Source organism: Lentimicrobium sp. S6, from assembly GCF_013166635.1.
Taxonomy (GTDB): Bacteria; Bacteroidota; Bacteroidia; order Bacteroidales; family UBA12170; genus UBA12170.
This window is the reverse complement of sequence record NZ_JABKBZ010000015.1, coordinates 1-16,158: the sequence shown is the minus strand read 5'-3', so window position 1 is coordinate 16,158 and position 16,158 is coordinate 1. Positions and strand designations below refer to the sequence as shown.

The window sequence follows — 16,158 nt, the reverse complement described above, 5'->3', positions numbered from 1 at the left end:
CAAAAGCGATTACACGAAGAAGCACAAAGGATTCACTAAGTTCCACAAAGAAAATAAATCAACTTGATTCTATTCCCCACAAACTATCTCATAAGACTCTCTATCCGCCATCAAACCAATATATAATTCTATCACTTGAATCTCTGCATTTTGTGGAGTTTCGAATCTAGAGTCATTATTAGCAATCAATTGATAGAGTTCATTACAACGTTCTGTATTTCCTCTATCTTTTTCGGTGATGGCTTTCATCCAAAGGCTGGCCACTTTATAATCTTTATTATTAGAGAATTCTTGTTCTATAAAGTGAGTGATGGCTTCATCATGTTTGCATTCCATTAAATCTACATAGCCTAGCATATTGCTTTCTCCATATTTGTCAATCAAGAAGTCTACTTCACTTTGCAGTTGAGGATTATCTGAGCTTCCATTCACAGCTCCTGCCACTGCTCCTATTCCTGCGCCTATCATAGCTCCACCCACTACTCCACCAAAACCTCTCCCAAATACTAAACCCGATAGTCCTCCAATTAGGGCCCCATGGCCTATTGATTTACTGATTTGTGCATCCCTTTGACTTTTTGCACTAGATTGAGCATTGGTTTGCAAAGTAAAAACAGCCAATAAGCTGATTAGAAAAAATGATTTGAGGATGCTTGATATTTTCATCATTGTGGGCTTGATTAGTTTTGAGTGTAAAAGTAGATGAAATTGTTTTATGATTAAAAATAAGATTCCACGCAAAGGGGGCAGAGGAAAAACATGCAAAGGTCGCAAAGTGGTAATTCATAATGATTTCCAGTCATTGATTATCTGAATTAGTCTAATTGGCTCCATCCACAAAAATTAGTAGACCATCATCAAATCAAACTATTAGCTCCCCTGGGACAATAAAAAAGTTTTAAAATTAGCTCTTACTAAAATCAATATGGCTTGCTTTTTGTAAGAATAAAAGCATGAAAAGACTCCTACTCCTAATAATATTACTACCTCTTTTATCTTGTGAAAAAGATATTGAAACAGAGAATGAAAAAGCTATTGTTGCAACAATTCATTATTTAGAGGAATCAAATTTCTTAAATGGAACAGTATTCCCTAGGTTGGGACCACCTCCTCCATATCCATTTCCCGGAACAGAACTAGACTCCACAGTATTGAATCAACTTATAAGAAATGATCGTGTATATAGAGAAAACATAAAATGGTATTATTTAAGGAGAATAAATACACCTATTCAAGATAGTTCCTATATTTTCTTATCAATGTCAGATAGTTTATTTTCAAATTATAGTTGGGCAACTATAAAAAACAATGATAATAAGATTTATCATTTTCTCATTGATAGTTTAAAATCAAACAGTAAAGAAAGGACAAAAGCTAGAGTTAAAAAATTAAATACAAGCCTATATATGAAGTATCGTTTAAAATCATTTTCTGAATTTGACAATGAATTTAAAGATCTATTCTATAACATGTATCCTTTTTTATATGGTGGTCATATTCGTTTTTCAAGGTTCTTCCATGATGATCAACTTGGAATTATTATGTTTGAATATTGGGGATGCGAAATGGATTGTGGCGTTGGGTTTATTGCTCTATTAGAGACACAAGAAAATTGGAAAGTAGTAAAATTAGAAAGACAATGGATTAATTAGTTAATTCAATTAGTGAAAATTAGTTTTATTCGCGAAAATTAGCGGACCTCTTTTACTTCAAACTAATAGCTCCAGTAGGACAAGCCTCTGCACATTCCAAAGCGGTTTTATCAAAAATATCTTTCATGTTTTTATTGAAGGGAATATTGATTTCAACAGTATATCCTCTACCAATACTCGTAAATCCCAAACTATCTTTTTGCAATGCAGAAATATCCACACAAAGATTACATCGGATACACTTTTCTGGCTCATAGACGATAAGCTCGTGTTGCATGTGTTTTTTAAGGGTTTTGCGTTCTCCAAACATAAACCTTCTGCGGTCGGCTTGATATTCGTCGGAGAAAATACGGAGTTTACAGGTATGTGGTTTTCGGCATTCACAATGCATACAACGCCCAGCTTCTTCCACTGCTTGATCCATTGTAAAAACTCTTGACTCTTTGTTTAACTCTAGTCTTTCTGCTTCTGGGCTTTCCTTCAAATACTCTCCCACTTCTTCGGGCTTTAACTTACCAAATCTAGAATTGAACATTCGATAGATTTTTTCTGGAGTTTTTTTAGCTAAATAATCATGGATAGAATGGGCCACTTGTTTTCCTTGTGCCACTGAAGTCACTGCCATTTTCCTGGAGCGAATCACATTTCCGCAGGCAAATATTCCTTCTCCATTGACTTGTAAGGTGGCTTTATCAGCTAGTAAACCAAATTTATTATTCTCGAAGCCGAAGTCTTTCATTATACCATCCTCAAAATTGCCTAAGGCAAAAACGACAGCATCAAAATCCTTCTTTAATTCATCTTCAAAAATGGTTTTATCGATAGTGGTATTCAATCGGAATTCTGCTCCATAATTCTCTACCATTTTTACTTCTGCACCTACAGCAGAATTTGGTAATTTCTCCTCAGGGATATCATATCGGAGGCTTCCTCCAGCTTCTTCATTCTGATCAAAAATCACTACCGAATGACCCAATTTAAGTAAATGAAAAGCAGCAGACAATCCTGCGGGGCCACTACCGATTACCGCAACATTTTTTTCTGAGGAGGCCAATTTTTCGGGTAAGTAGTAATCATCGGACTTTAAGTCTTCATCGGCAACCATTTTCTTCAATTCACAAATGCTAACAGGTGCTTCAGCCTGACTTCTTCTACAAGCACCTTCGCAAGGAGCTGGGCAAATATAGCCCAAGATGAGTGGAAGAGCAATCTCTTCTTTCACCAATCGTAATGCCTCATCAAACTTTCGCTCAGCAATCAATCGGTTCATTTTTGGTATGTCCATATAGGCGGGACAAGCAGTACGGCAGGGTGCTTCACAATCTCCCACATGATCGCTCAAGAGTAATTCTAACGATTCTTTTCTGGCTTTATAAATCTCCTCATCATCAGTAATGATTTCCATACCTTCTTCAGCTGGCAAAGCACAAGAAGGATGTAATTGTCCATTTTTAGCATCTTTCACCAAGCATAACATACAGCTGGGGTGATTGCCAAAACCATCTTTGAAACACATGGTAGGGATTTCAATGCCTAAGCTCTCTGCTACTTTAAGTACTGATATACCTTCAGCAACCTCCACAAATCGATTATTTATTTTGAGTTTAATCATCTTTTTAAACTGAATTTTACTACCGTTCTACTAACACGGATTTGTAATCCGTGCACCAAACATTATTCTTTCATTATTACACGGATTGCAAATCCGCGCTAGCTTTTCATTAAAAATAATCATTATATGATTACTGCATTCTGCTTGCACGGATTTGCAATCCGTGTGCCTGACTTTAATCTTCATTTATTATGCAGATTACAAATCCGCATTAGCTTTTTATAGAAAATAATCATCGTATGATTACAGCATTTACAGGACAAACCTGGCGACAGATATCGCATTTAATACATTTCTCATTCTCCACCACATGTACTTCATAAGGTTTTAGGGCAATGGCTTGGGTGGGACAATCTTGTGCACATTTGGTACATCCAATACATTCTTCCTCTATGAAATACTCTATCATTTCATGGCATTTTCCAGTACTACAAGTGCCATTGATATGCTCTAAATATTCTTCTCTGAAATATTTCAAGGTAGATAGAATAGGATTTGGTGCGGATTTCCCAAGACCGCATAAGCTCCCTTTTTTGGTACTATAAGCTAATTTTTCCAACACCTCTAAATCTTCCATATCCCCTTTCCCACTGGTGATTTTCTCTAGAACATCTAACATTCTAGTGGTTCCAATACGGCAGAAAGTACATTTTCCACAACTCTGATCTTGGGTAAAGCTTAAGAAATACTTGGCAATATCTACCATACAATCGTCTTCATCCAAAACCACCAAACCACCGGAGCCCATCATGGCGCCAGCTTCTTTTAAAGATTCAAAATCGATGGGAGTATCCATCATGGAAGCAGGAATACAACCTCCCGAAGGTCCTCCAATTTGTACCGCTTTAAAAGCTTTGCCATTAGGAATTCCTCCTCCAATGCGCTCCACAATTTCCCTTAGAGTAATGCCTATGGGAACTTCAATCAAACCTCCTCTATTTATCTTTCCAGCAAGGGCAAAAACCTTGGTTCCCTTGCTTTTATCAGTTCCTATTTCTCCAAATTTCTCAGCCCCTTCACGAATAATCCAAGGCACCATGGCAAAGGTTTCTGTATTATTTATTAAAGTTGGTTTTTGATTCAAGCCTTTAATGGCTGGATAAGGCGGACGCATTTTAGGCAATCCTCTATTTCCTTCTACGGAAGCAATTAAAGCGGTTTCTTCACCACAGATAAAAGCACCAGCACCTTCAAAAACTTCAATTGGAAAATCAATTCCACTGTCTAAAATATTATTCCCTATCAAGCCTGCTTTCTCACATAAATACAAGGCTTCTTTGATTCGCTTCACGGCCAAAGGATACTCTGCTCTGATATAAAATATTCCAGAGGAGGCCTTCACAGCAATAGCGGCAATCATCATACCTTCAATCACTCTAAAAGGATAGGATTCTAAAAGCATTCTATCCATAAAAGCACCGGGGTCACCTTCGTCACCATTACAAATAATATACTTTTCATCATCGGTGGCATTCTTTACCATTTCCCACTTTCTATAGGTTGGGAAACCTCCTCCGCCTCTTCCTCTCAATCCACTCTTCTCAATGGATTTAATAATAGCATCCTGATCTAATTCCTTAAGACATTTTTTGAAAGCCTGGAATCCTCCTAGTTTTAAATATTCTTCTAAATCAGTGGGTTGTAAAAATCCTCTATGCTCTGTGGCAATATTAATCTGACCATCTAAAAACTCAGCAACAGGTGTATCCACCTGCTCAGAATCATATCTTTTAACCGACTTTGGGATGTCTTTCAATACATATTGGTCTATGATTCCAGAAATATCATTCTTCCATCGGGTCCAAATACTCTTGGACCTAAAATGTTTCCTGATGATTTCACTAACCTCTTCGGCTTTTATTTTTGTATAATAAGTTGGGCTTTCGTTGGGTTTATGAATTTCGAGCAAAGGCACCTGATTACAAATACCCACACAGCCCACTTCTTTCACATCCACATTGGCTTGGTTTTTCTGTAAAGATTCCTCTAGTTCTCTCTTCACATCGGAACTTCCACTAGCCACACAGCAAGAACCTAATCCGATTCTCACCTCTCCGTCTTTATTAGCATCACTTAAACTTGCTGCGAGTTTTGAGGTTGCTGGATTTACATCCGAGGAGAGAAAATCTTCGAGAATCTCTTTTACTTTGGAAGGCTCTACATGTCCGAAAGTAGTTTGGTCGATTTGCACAACGGGCGCAATGGTACAACACCCAAGACAAGCTACTTTATCTACTGTAAAAAGTCCATCTGAATCCGTTTCTTTTTGTTCTGGGATGTTTAATTCTCGTTTAAAAGCATCATAAACCTGCATGGCTCCTTTCACGTGGCAAGCGGTACCCACACACACTTTTATCATGTGTTTCCCTACAGGTTCGTGACGAAACTGAGAGTAAAAAGTAGAAATCCCATAAATACGCTCCAATGTAATCTCGGTGTTATCGGCCACATGCTGCAAAGCCTCTTCAGGCAAGTAATTATACTCGTCCTGAATGGCCTGTAGAATGGGTATGACCGCTTCTACCTTCCTGCCTTTTTCGGCTATTATTTGATCTACTTTTTGTTTCATATTTTGTCCGCGAATTACGCTGATTTTCACGAATATTGATATCCATAAAATGAGAGGATGAAGATAGTAAAAACCAGCCTATTTGGCTCCAATTTTGTAAAGTTTAGAATACTTCTAAAAGACTATGTATACTTTGAGATTCGCTTACCTATCCGCTTATTATATGGATTTCTCCTACAATCCCAAATTAGAATCACCAAAATAAGTTGGTCGTAGATTTCATAGATAATTTGATAATCTCCAGTATTATAAATTTTAACTGATTCAAATCTGGTTTTCAGTCCTATATTGGGGTTTTTAGAGAGTGTGAGAAGTGTTTTAGAAATCTTATTATTTAGTTTTATGCTATACTTGTTCGATTCAATTCGATTTCTATAAAACTTGAGGATTCGGAATAAATCATTTCTTGCTTCTATAGACCATTCTATTCTTCTTTCAGCCATTCCCCTATTTCATTTTGGAGATCATCATTTGAAATGGTTTTCTGATTCTTGAAATCCTCTCTTGCTTCATTTACTCTTCCTATTTCATAATCACTAAGTTCATAATAATCTGAAGAAACTTTAGATTCTATAATCGTTTTAATGGCATTTAAAAATGATACATCCTCGATTTTTGAAAGATGTTGCATGATATGATTTCGAATTTCTATTGTACTCATAATGAAGAATTATCTTACAAAGATAAGGAAATTGATGAATGGATATTTCGAACTTCTAATATCTTATTTTCGCCTAATACCAAGGATACGTTTCATCCTTTCAAATTAGCTAAGGGATCAAAGCCTTGAGCATTGCGAAAGGATTGAGGCCCTGGTCTGAAAACCAAGGACGCTATCCCTTTTTACATTTCACCTCCGCTCCATGTATACTTCAGGGCTATCATCCTTTACTTTTTCCCTATGCATACCAAACGTTTATTACCGCGAAGATAAATTCTTCCATCCATAAAAGCTGGGCTGGTCATGCCATCTTCTCCTAAAGGATTGGAGGCAATAGATACAAATTCTTTTCCTGCTTTAAACACATGAACAATTCCGCCCATATCCATTAAGTAAATATTTCCATCGGAATAAATGGGTGAACCATAAAAACCATTATCAAATTCGTTTTCCCAGTATTTTTCTCCGCTATTTGCATCGTAGCAAGCTACTACTCCATAGCTGGTGGCTAAATACATCAACCCATCTTTTACAATTGGGCTTGGTACATCGGAGAGCAATTCATCATCTTCCCAAAGGATTTCTGCTGTTTCACCCAATTTGATGGCTACTAATTTGGCATATTCATTCACTCCAAAAACTAGTCCATCGCCATAGGCAACTGAAGGACCAACCTCTCCAAAAATGCAATCCACTTGCCAATTCTCTACTCCTGTTTTTGGATGATAGGAGGCGATGATTGGGTCGGCAGCTAGGATAACTTCCATCTCATTTCCGGTATTGACAAGAACCGGAGAAGCCCATGATACTTTTACTTTTCTAGGTGTTAAATAGATTTGTTCTCCTGTGAATATGTTCAAACCCATCAGTTTGGGATTTTTCTTAATGTCATATTGGACTATTAGAACCTCCTCATGAACTACTAAAGATGAGGAATGACCATAGTGGTTATTGGTAGCGCCGAGGTTCTTATCCCATAGTTTATTTCCTGATAAATCTAAGGCTACTAAATCTCCATTTCCAAAGAGGGCAAAAACCTGAATTCCATTGGTAGTAAGACTAGGAGCTGCCAATCCTGTATCATCAGTTACTTTGGGTGATTTTTCTGGTGAGCCTGGGACAGCACTTACATCGTAAGTCCAAATGATTTCCCCAGTATTTCTATCGATGCAATAAACTTCTCGTTTATTAGCATCCGCTCCACTTAAAAATAGTTTATCACCCCAAATTATTGGAGAATTATAACCATGAATGGGGATTTCTATTTTCCAGAGGATGTTATCTCCTGTGCTGGCATCCCAAGTGGTAGGAATGTTTTTATGGAAATCGATTCCATTGCTTCCAAATCCTCTGAATGCATTATAATTGGCTTTGAGTTCTGCTTCTGTTGGAAAACTTGGCGTGTTTGAGTTTTCCTCTTTCACTACTTTATCTTCTTCTACAATGGGCTCTGCTTTTACTTGTTCTTCTTGCTGTACTGATTCTTCTTTTTCAAGTTCTTTCTTCGGTGTTTTTTCTATTATCTTTTCTTCTATTTGTTCAGGTTTAGGCTCCTCTTGTTTTTCTTCAACTATTGCAGGAATTTCCTCTGGAGGAGTCTGGATAGGTTCATTCGGATTTTCAATAATGGTTTCTTGAGAAGCTGGAGTGATTTGAGCTTCCGGAGTGGACTCAACTTCCGTTTTCTGAGCAATAGCATAGTTTAAATTCTCACCCAAATCTTTATGGTTTAAAAAAGCGAATGCTAAGGCTATTACCACAATAGTTCCTCCAGCAATACTCACCCACAGTCTGGTTTTCTTTTGGCTCGCAAATCCCTCTTCTCTTTCTGTAAAATCGACTTCTTTTCCTTTATTGGTAAGCTGCATTTGCTTGGAAATCACCAAAAGGATGATACTCATCAACAATAAATATCCACCAGTTCGAACCTGCCACTGCTTGGTAAAATAGGCCTTGCGAGATAGCAGGTCTAAAGCTCGAATCTGATCGCGTAATTGTGCATCATCGGGGTTTTCATTGAGTCGCTGTACCAAACCTAAAATGAGCTCCGACTCCACCGGATCCATGGTTTTGTATTGCGCATAGTTAGCGATTAACAACACGGATATGAGCAGGGCGAATGCTATGCTTATTCTTGCTATGGTTTCCCAGGTTTTTATGTTATTATTTCTTGTCTTCATTTTTTATTTGAAAGAGTTTTTAGTTAACAGTTAATAACTAATAGTTAACAGTTTAGTATTCACTGGATTCATACAACTATTTCTTGTTCTTGTTTTTCTTTTTCATTTTATAAAAGTGAAAAACTAATAGTGAATAGGTAACAGTGTTTACCCTCCTGAAGTTCTTCCCTCTATTTCTTATTTTTCTTTTTCATTGTATTTATTGTTGATATCAACATTCTCAATAATTCTTTTGCGTTATGAACTTGCTTTTTATATTCTTCTTTACCTAAATAATCTGTATCCTTCAGTAAATCTAACCAATAAATAGTTTCGTTAGCTTCTTTCAAAGATATGCTCATTTTATGAACAAAATCAGCATCACTTTGTGCAAACTCTGCCTCTCGAATATTAGCTCCAATACTAGTTCCACTTCTTATAATTTGCTTCGTTAATATGTATTCTTTCTTTTCTTGCTGAAGCTTCTTCACTAATAAAACAATCTCTACAGCAAACAAATAACTCTTTTTTCTTAAAATCGATTCAGTCATGACATTATATTTAAGGCGTTTATAATTTTATCATTTCTAATATTTCAATTAAGCACAAACTAATATTCCTCAATTCCAAACAACTATTAACTTATAAATAAACTTCCTTACCAACCAGAAAGGAACATTCAAAACATGTATAAAACCTCCCAAGCTATCCCAACTGTTAGTTTTTCACTATTAACTGTTCCCTAATTTTCCACAGGACAATAATCCATACACCTAGCACAACTTAAACATTCTCCTTTATTAGGCTCGTAATCTTCTCTATATCTAAATAAACTCAAACCTGCCAAGGTAAAACCGAATACCAATCCTAGGAATCCTCCTAACCATATCCCACCTATATAAAACTGTTTTAATATAATATCTGCTTCAGCATATAGTTCTTCAGCAGCTTGCCCCGACCTTCTATATGCATCTATTTCTAATGTTTCTTTTTTACTGCTGTTCTCATCAAATCCTCCATTTTCATTGATGATAAAAATCTCCTCCGCTAATTTCATTTTGGGATGAACCATAGCTAAATTCTCATGAAATTGTGCTCCTGTCCATGCTCCCAAAATGGCTAAAGCTGGAATAATCATAGCTAGAGACACAAACCTTCTCACACTTTTCTTTTTGGGTTCTTTTGGCACTGAGACTTCTGGAATTTCTATGGCTCCAAAAGGACAGGAATTTTCACAAAGCTTACATTGAATACACTCACTTGGTGTGATGGTCATGTGATATTTTGAGAAACGACTCATCCAATTTAGTAAGACTCCATAAGGACAGAAAAACCGACAATAGGGCCTGGCAATAAAGATACTGGTGAGTAAAAACAATCCTCCAAGAACAATCATGGTGAATTCTGCATTGATTCTATAAATACCCACAAATGGATCGTAGCGACAAATCACAAAATCGGTGGCTGTAGCGGCATACAAAACGGCCAATCCTAAATAGATAAAAGGAATTAAACCCAACAATTTTTGTAGCCAAGGTTTGAGCTGCAAAGGCTTCCAAGCAAATATATCTTGAATGGCACCCAATGGGCAAACTCCTGCACAGAAAGTCCGGCCAAAGAAAAGAGCATAAATAAGTGGTATCAGAAAAAAGGCCAATACAGTAAGTGGGATTTTATAGCCAGGATTAAATAAGGCAAGTGCAATATTTTGTAAGGAGCCCACTGAGCAGACACAGCCTTCTCGATAAAAACCAAAATAGAGGATGCTAAATAGGGACATCCAGAACACGCCTTTTCGAGATCTCTTTTTCAAAACCAACCAGGTGATTAAACTCATTGCCACCAGCAATACAAATACATCGAAGTATTCCATAAAGTCGGAACGAGGTAAGGTGAGTTGATGAGCTTCTTGCTCGAAGCCTGACTCGAACTCTGGTTTTGGGAACCTTTGGGCTGAAGCATTGAAGGAAAAGATGGATAAGAATAAGACTAGGAGAAGTGGTATTAATCTTGGTTTTAAATTTTTAGAAAAGCTAAAAACACGAGAGAATAGCCTTGTGATATACAAGAGGCTCGCGCGGAAATGTTTTCCGTGCAAACTTAAGGAAGTATTGAGAGTATTTTTATCGCACGGATTACAAATCCGCGCTAGCTTGGGTGCTAGCTTATTTTCTCTAATATATTTTTCAAAGAATCTTTGCCCCGACCCTAAAGGGAGGATTCTTTGAAAAAACTGTCTAAAGTCTAAGGAAGTTGTGTATTCTTTTTTGCTCCCTTTAGGGAAGGGGCAATCAAAAAAGTTAATATCCCAGTTAACCTTAAACATCTTCACCTCCGCTAAAACCTTTGGAAATATTCTTTTTACTGCTGGGCACTCGCTCAAAAGCGTCGGCAGGGCAATTGGTGGCAATGGCACATTGATTGCAATTCACACAAATATCGTGGCTTACTTGTAATTGTAAGGAGCCATTTCCGAAGGCATCGCAGCCTGCTACACATTTTCCACAGCCAATACAGAGTTCGTCAATGATTTCGTATTGAAAAAATGGATCTTCTACAAAGTTTCGCTTGATGGCTCCTGTTGGACATAATTGATTTTCGGCGCCGGTATGTAATTGTTTAGCTTCGGGACGGAAATAGCCACCGCATAAATCGCAGTAGCCACACATATCGAAAACATGAAGACATTTTACTGCTGATGGAGTAACCACACAATGGGTAGCACAACGGCCACATTGTACACATTTGGCCGGATCGAGCTGCCAAAGCATATCCTCAGAGGAAGCATCTTTGGCTAAAAAGATTCCCAAACCTCCTAGCGACAATGCAGCTGTGAGCCGAAATCCCTTTTGTAGGAAATCTCGCCTACTCAAATCCTTATTTTTCTCGTCCTTACTCATTTACTCTCTTTTCTTGAAATTCTCGTGCTTCTGGCAAACTACAATTGTCTTGCTTTTTGCAATTTCTACACACAAAACTAAAATCGCAGACCTCCTCCGTTTTCCTTCCGAATAGTAAATAACCACTCAATACTGCCAATGATAAAAGGCTAGTGGTTCTAAATATTTTTCTGATAAAATCTCTTCTGTTATACATGGCTACTCCTCCAATTTTGTAAAGATTCTTATCTGTTTTCTTTTAGGATCGATGGCCAATATTCTATCCTTTGAATCCACCGCCAAATCAATTCCTTTAGTTCCTAAATCAAACGACTTAGGAGGAGCTACCACAGAAAGAAACTCTCCGGTTGGGCTTGTGATTTTTATTCTTTCTATGCCCTTTTCACTAGTCACGAAAGAACCATTTGAGAGGATAGCAATATGAGAAGGGTTACAACATCCGCTAAATCCATCTACTCCCATGGAAGACTTTTTCCAAGAAGATATCAAACGACCATCTTCCTGATAAGACTCCAATTGATGTCGGCCTGAATTTACCGCCCAAAGCTCTCCATCCCTACCTAAGGCCACATCAAAATAAGGACTTGGAATCACAAAACCATCAATACCTTGACTGGGGTCTTTTCTTCCTATTTCATTTTGAAACTCCCCATTCAAATCATATCGGAAAATTATTTTGTTTCCAGCATCCGCCAGATAAATATTTTGTTCATTCACTGCCAAACTGGTGAGGATGGCATTTTCAGCATGTATTTTCCAAGTATCAATCAATTCTAGGCTTAAAGTGTATATCTGAATCTCTTTTCTGCTTCCCAAATATAATTTCCCTTGTTCAGAAATGGCCATACAAAAAGCATCAAAACCAGTTTCTATTTCATGGAGAAACTGACCAGATTTATCATATTTGATTAATTTATCAGCTCCACTTACATAGATATAATCGTCTTTATCTATAGCAATAGCGCGTAATGCTTCTATTTGGGTGAAGATTTGCTGAATTTCCTTATGGGAAATATCTTGGGGTTTGACATCTTTAAAAGTATCTAAATTATACTCATAAGGATTTTCGTTTGGCTTCTCGAAAACGCCAAAGAAATCCATAGCCATAAAACCAGTAATGGCTAATAATAGCACAATTGCAATGGGTATGATGATTTTATTTCCTTTCATAATATCCTTATCTTTTTTCAATATCAATGCATACTAATGTTTTAGAGTCGCGCATCAGCAATCGACCATCGGCAATAGCAATAGGTCCCCAAGCATCGTGACCATCTAGTATTTTATGCTTATCTAAAAGTACGAATTTTTTGGTAGAAGCTTTAGCTATGGATAAGGTTCCTTCATCTTTAAGAATGAAGAATTTTCCATCAGCAATCACATAAGGCCCGAGCCCGTAGCGCTCCTCTTTCCCACTTGTCCACAGAATATTCATGGCATCATCAGCCTGGCAACAGACAAATTGATTTCTTTTGCTTCCGGCATCTTTGGGTAAAATGGTGAAGATATGGTCTTGAAAATATATGGCTGTTTGCTGTTCCGAAGCCATCCCCTGTTTGGGTTTGAATTCTTGTAATAGCTCTACTTTATAATTTCCTGCTGATTCTTTCACTTGAAACAATACGGAACCCGCACCATAGCCAGCGGTCATAAATATTTTTCCATCTTTCAAAATTAGAGGAGATGGTGCCACTACATTTGGAGCAAAATCTTTCATTTCCCAGAGCAACTCTCCAGCATTATCACCATCAGCAGCCACTCCACAAATGCCACCTACCGCAGCATAAACCAACATTTCTTGGCCATTGAGTTCCATGGGCATCACCGATGAGTGAGACATTTTCCAATGATTTGGATTTGGAGTTTTCCAGAGGATGTCTCCGGTTTTACAATCCACGCCCATAAGCAAACTATTTCCTCCGGGAGCTATTATCGCCACATTATCTATAATCAAAGGACATTGACCGGTGTACCAAAATGGAATTTCTGCTTGATAATCTTTCACCAAATCTAAACCCCAAATCAATTCACCGGTTTTTCTATCGCAGCACATCACTTGGGCTTTTGGACCTAAACTGACAATATAATCTTCATTTACAGCTGGAATGGTTCTTGAAATCCCATGATTCCTTTTAATATGGACTTTATAGCTTCTTCGCCAAAGCTCTTCTCCAGTTTCGAGAGAAAAGCAGCGCAGGGCATCGGCTTTTTCATCCTCCATATAATCGAGGATATAGGCTTCGCCATTGTAGATGGCAGGAGCAGCATGGCCTTCTCCCAATTCCTTAGTCCATAAAATATTAGGACCAGATTCAGGAAATTTATCGATAAGAGGAATAGTTCCAGAGTAAATATTATCTCTTTGCCCTCCTCTAAATTCTGTCCATTTTCCTTGCAGTTGACTAGAGGATTCAGCAAAACGAATAAAATCGGCTCCAATCTTCACTTTCTCTCCACTTCCAGAAATGCTATCAGGACGATTATCCATACCTGGCACACTCATTTCAAAATCCTTTACTGGATTATAAAACAGCCAAAATGCCAATAGCATCAGCGCTATCAGCACAGAGCTTAGGATTAGATATGTTTGTTGGTTTTTGATTTGTATTAGTTTTTGTGAGTAGGAATAGTTTTGCAGGGTAAAAATACAAAACTATATGAAGTTGGGCCTTAATGATAAATGGTTTGGGGCTTATTTTTACTTTGTATAAAGAATGGTGATTAGATTTTATGCTGTTATCATGTGTAAGTATTTGGTTTTTTCATTAGATTTGAAAATTACAAGCAATTTGACAATTATGAATCCAAATTCTACCAATTCTCGTTTTAGAAGTTCTGTTTCTAGGTACTTAGCTTTTATTATTATTTTAATTCCTAGCTTCAATTTTGCACAGACAAATTATGATAGCATTTATTTAGATAAAAAATGGAATGAATGTTCTGAGAAAAAGTATAAATATATTGAAATATATAAAGAGACGAGTTATATAGTCAATAACAAAAACTTAATTTCCTTCGAGGCTTATGATGATAAAAACGTTATTCAGGCCACTGGTTACATAACCGATTCAATTGGTTCTAAGCAATGGGTTGGACTACACTCATTTTACTCCAAAAGCGGGAAAATAGAAGCGTATGCATTATATGATTATCATTCTACAATTGAGTTTTTTCCAGAAATGAAGAAATATTCTGCACTTTTAAAAGAATGTGACAATGTTTACAAATCTCTTTTTGTAAGTTTCTTAAAAAATGGTCATATAAAAAAAATAGGATATTACTCTAAAGAACGAAAAAAAATCTGTCACTGGATTAGATACAATCCATTCGAGAATGATATTTATTATACAACAGATTATACAGATACTACTGTCATTACTAAAACCTACCGTTCAAATGGTGTTATATGGAAAGAAGAGTCATATTTAAATGGAGAAAAACATGGTGGATGGACTAAATATTCTAGAATCGGATGTCTACAAAAATTAGAATCCTTTTCAAATGGAGAAAAGCATGGACCATGGAGAACCTATTCTAAATACGATTGCCATTTAAAAGTTGAAAAAATCTATGAAGGTGGGAAATTGATTAAAAAGACTAGAAATCCTTTTTCAAAATAGTTCTCCATTATGAAAAAACTACTCATATTATTAGTCATCATCACCAGCTGTACACCACCCTCTAAAACTCCACCAAAAGGATTAGAAGGAACTTGGTTATCTGTGCCTTCAGTTGAAGATGGAAAAATAAATACTTTGTATCAAGGCTATTTTATGGAAATCAAACCAGGAAAAAGAATATTTCAACATGGCTATAGTGATAGTTTAGTGGAGGAAAATGTAACATTCACCAATAGCTCAATCATTTTGCAAGACTCAAGTGAAATACACATTAATTATCTTGGACCAGATAGCCTCCGACTTATTTTTCCTTGGGATAATACAATTGTCACTTATGTTAAGTTACCACATAAAGAATCACAAAAGGTAACCATTAAAGAGGAGAATTTATTTGAAAACGAATGGTTTCTCCTTGATGGAGAAAACAAATATAGAGTTGATTTTACTAATGATGACATTAAGATTTTAAACCATGACAAAACATTTAAATTTGCTCATAATATTCGAGGATGGGGTAAACAATCAGCTTGGAATTTGATGGAGTTTAATGGATATTCTTATTTGATCAGTACTGCATTTTCTAATTTCGAACCCGATATATATCAAGTTATTGAGCTTAATAAGGATACTATAATTCTTAAGATTTATGACGTTTGGGAAACCAAAGATTTTAAAACTTTAAAACTGGTGAAATCACCAGCAAAATCACAAGAAGAGCATAATGACCTGAAAACCCAACTGACTAATCATAAGTTTATACTTCAGGATTACAATTTTAGAAGTCACCTTGAAGAAGACACTGTTTATACTGTTTTTATAAAAAGAATCCATCGCTTTTTCAAAGAGTTTGGAATAAACTGGATAGGCTGACTCATGTTGTGCCACCTATACCGATGTAACTGTGCCACTCAAACCGGAGCAAGTTGTGCCACTCATACCGGAGCAAGTTGTGCCACTCGTACCGGAGCAAGTTGTGCCACTCATA

15 protein-coding genes are annotated in these 16,158 nt (G+C 36.8%); 3 read left to right on the top strand and 12 right to left on the bottom strand.

Translation table 11 applies throughout. The annotated features are described in order from the left end of the window. Positions 1-69: 69 nt before the first annotated feature. Positions 70-669: a hypothetical protein gene (locus HNS40_RS07270; protein WP_172279198.1), complete on the bottom strand. Its 600-nt coding sequence runs from the start codon at positions 667-669 to the stop codon at positions 70-72. A gap of 284 nt (positions 670-953) precedes the next feature. Here HNS40_RS07270 and HNS40_RS07265 point away from each other — a divergent pair, with 284 nt between their 5' ends. Next, entirely contained in the window at positions 954-1,652 is a 699-nt protein-coding gene (locus HNS40_RS07265) for a hypothetical protein (protein WP_172279196.1), read from the top strand. A 52-nt stretch (positions 1,653-1,704) separates the two neighbouring features. Here HNS40_RS07265 and HNS40_RS07260 read toward each other — a convergent pair whose 3' ends face one another. The 11 genes from HNS40_RS07260 to HNS40_RS07210 form a co-directional block, all read right to left on the bottom strand. Continuing rightward, positions 1,705-3,264, bottom strand: coding sequence for an FAD-dependent oxidoreductase (locus tag HNS40_RS07260; RefSeq protein WP_172279194.1), 1,560 nt, complete (start codon positions 3,262-3,264; stop codon positions 1,705-1,707). Between the two features lie 232 nt (positions 3,265-3,496). After that, positions 3,497-5,833, bottom strand: coding sequence for an NAD(P)H-dependent oxidoreductase subunit E (locus HNS40_RS07255; protein ID WP_172279192.1), 2,337 nt, complete (start codon positions 5,831-5,833; stop codon positions 3,497-3,499). A 122-nt stretch (positions 5,834-5,955) separates the two neighbouring features. Continuing rightward, on the bottom strand, positions 5,956-6,276 hold the full coding sequence (locus HNS40_RS07250) for a type II toxin-antitoxin system RelE/ParE family toxin (RefSeq protein WP_172279190.1): 321 nt from the start codon (positions 6,274-6,276) through the stop codon (positions 5,956-5,958). Beyond that, positions 6,258-6,494, bottom strand: coding sequence for a hypothetical protein (locus HNS40_RS07245; protein WP_172279188.1), 237 nt, complete (start codon positions 6,492-6,494; stop codon positions 6,258-6,260). The genes HNS40_RS07250 and HNS40_RS07245 overlap by 19 nt, the downstream gene beginning before the upstream one ends. 227 nt (positions 6,495-6,721) lie before the next feature. Beyond that, a complete protein-coding gene (locus HNS40_RS07240) occupies positions 6,722-8,674 on the bottom strand; it encodes a PQQ-binding-like beta-propeller repeat protein (RefSeq protein WP_172279186.1) in 1,953 nt (650 codons plus the stop codon). A 170-nt stretch (positions 8,675-8,844) separates the two neighbouring features. Further along, complete coding sequence (locus tag HNS40_RS07235) at positions 8,845-9,204, bottom strand: four helix bundle protein (RefSeq protein ID WP_172279184.1); 360 nt, start codon at positions 9,202-9,204, stop codon at positions 8,845-8,847. Between the two features lie 191 nt (positions 9,205-9,395). Further along, on the bottom strand, positions 9,396-10,721 hold the full coding sequence (locus tag HNS40_RS07230) for a 4Fe-4S binding protein (RefSeq protein ID WP_172279182.1): 1,326 nt from the start codon (positions 10,719-10,721) through the stop codon (positions 9,396-9,398). A gap of 250 nt (positions 10,722-10,971) precedes the next feature. Continuing rightward, the gene (locus tag HNS40_RS07225) at positions 10,972-11,553 is read right to left on the bottom strand and encodes a ferredoxin (protein ID WP_172279180.1); all 582 of its coding nucleotides are present in this window, start codon (positions 11,551-11,553) and stop codon (positions 10,972-10,974) included. After that, positions 11,546-11,749, bottom strand: a complete 204-nt coding sequence (locus HNS40_RS07220) for a hypothetical protein (RefSeq protein ID WP_172279178.1) — start codon at positions 11,747-11,749, stop codon at positions 11,546-11,548. The genes HNS40_RS07225 and HNS40_RS07220 overlap by 8 nt, the downstream gene beginning before the upstream one ends. Before the next feature lie 2 nt (positions 11,750-11,751). Beyond that, a complete protein-coding gene (locus HNS40_RS07215) occupies positions 11,752-12,723 on the bottom strand; it encodes an NHL repeat-containing protein (protein ID WP_172279176.1) in 972 nt (323 codons plus the stop codon). A gap of 7 nt (positions 12,724-12,730) precedes the next feature. Beyond that, complete coding sequence (locus HNS40_RS07210) at positions 12,731-14,119, bottom strand: PQQ-binding-like beta-propeller repeat protein (RefSeq protein WP_172279174.1); 1,389 nt, start codon at positions 14,117-14,119, stop codon at positions 12,731-12,733. A 232-nt stretch (positions 14,120-14,351) separates the two neighbouring features. On the opposite strand from HNS40_RS07210, the gene HNS40_RS07205 reads away from it, so the two are divergent. Together HNS40_RS07205 and HNS40_RS07200 are read left to right on the top strand one after the other, a co-directional pair. Continuing rightward, on the top strand, positions 14,352-15,173 hold the full coding sequence (locus HNS40_RS07205; RefSeq protein WP_172279172.1) for a hypothetical protein: 822 nt from the start codon (positions 14,352-14,354) through the stop codon (positions 15,171-15,173). 9 nt (positions 15,174-15,182) lie between these two features. Then, positions 15,183-16,043 (top strand): hypothetical protein, encoded by an 861-nt coding sequence (locus HNS40_RS07200; RefSeq protein ID WP_172279170.1) that lies wholly within the window; start codon positions 15,183-15,185, stop codon positions 16,041-16,043. Positions 16,044-16,158: the final 115 nt, after the last annotated feature.

Coding starts and splice junctions, on each gene's coding strand:
- HNS40_RS07270 (WP_172279198.1), bottom strand. CDS start 669: ATGATGAAAATATCAAGCATCCTCAAATCATTTTTTCTAATCAGCTTA.
- HNS40_RS07265 (WP_172279196.1), top strand. CDS start 954: ATGAAAAGACTCCTACTCCTAATAATATTACTACCTCTTTTATCTTGT.
- HNS40_RS07260 (WP_172279194.1), bottom strand. CDS start 3,264: ATGATTAAACTCAAAATAAATAATCGATTTGTGGAGGTTGCTGAAGGT.
- HNS40_RS07255 (WP_172279192.1), bottom strand. CDS start 5,833: ATGAAACAAAAAGTAGATCAAATAATAGCCGAAAAAGGCAGGAAGGTA.
- HNS40_RS07250 (WP_172279190.1), bottom strand. CDS start 6,276: ATGGCTGAAAGAAGAATAGAATGGTCTATAGAAGCAAGAAATGATTTA.
- HNS40_RS07245 (WP_172279188.1), bottom strand. CDS start 6,494: ATGAGTACAATAGAAATTCGAAATCATATCATGCAACATCTTTCAAAA.
- HNS40_RS07240 (WP_172279186.1), bottom strand. CDS start 8,674: ATGAAGACAAGAAATAATAACATAAAAACCTGGGAAACCATAGCAAGA.
- HNS40_RS07235 (WP_172279184.1), bottom strand. CDS start 9,204: ATGACTGAATCGATTTTAAGAAAAAAGAGTTATTTGTTTGCTGTAGAG.
- HNS40_RS07225 (WP_172279180.1), bottom strand. CDS start 11,553: ATGAGTAAGGACGAGAAAAATAAGGATTTGAGTAGGCGAGATTTCCTA.
- HNS40_RS07220 (WP_172279178.1), bottom strand. CDS start 11,749: ATGTATAACAGAAGAGATTTTATCAGAAAAATATTTAGAACCACTAGC.
- HNS40_RS07215 (WP_172279176.1), bottom strand. CDS start 12,723: ATGAAAGGAAATAAAATCATCATACCCATTGCAATTGTGCTATTATTA.
- HNS40_RS07205 (WP_172279172.1), top strand. CDS start 14,352: ATGAATCCAAATTCTACCAATTCTCGTTTTAGAAGTTCTGTTTCTAGG.
- HNS40_RS07200 (WP_172279170.1), top strand. CDS start 15,183: ATGAAAAAACTACTCATATTATTAGTCATCATCACCAGCTGTACACCA.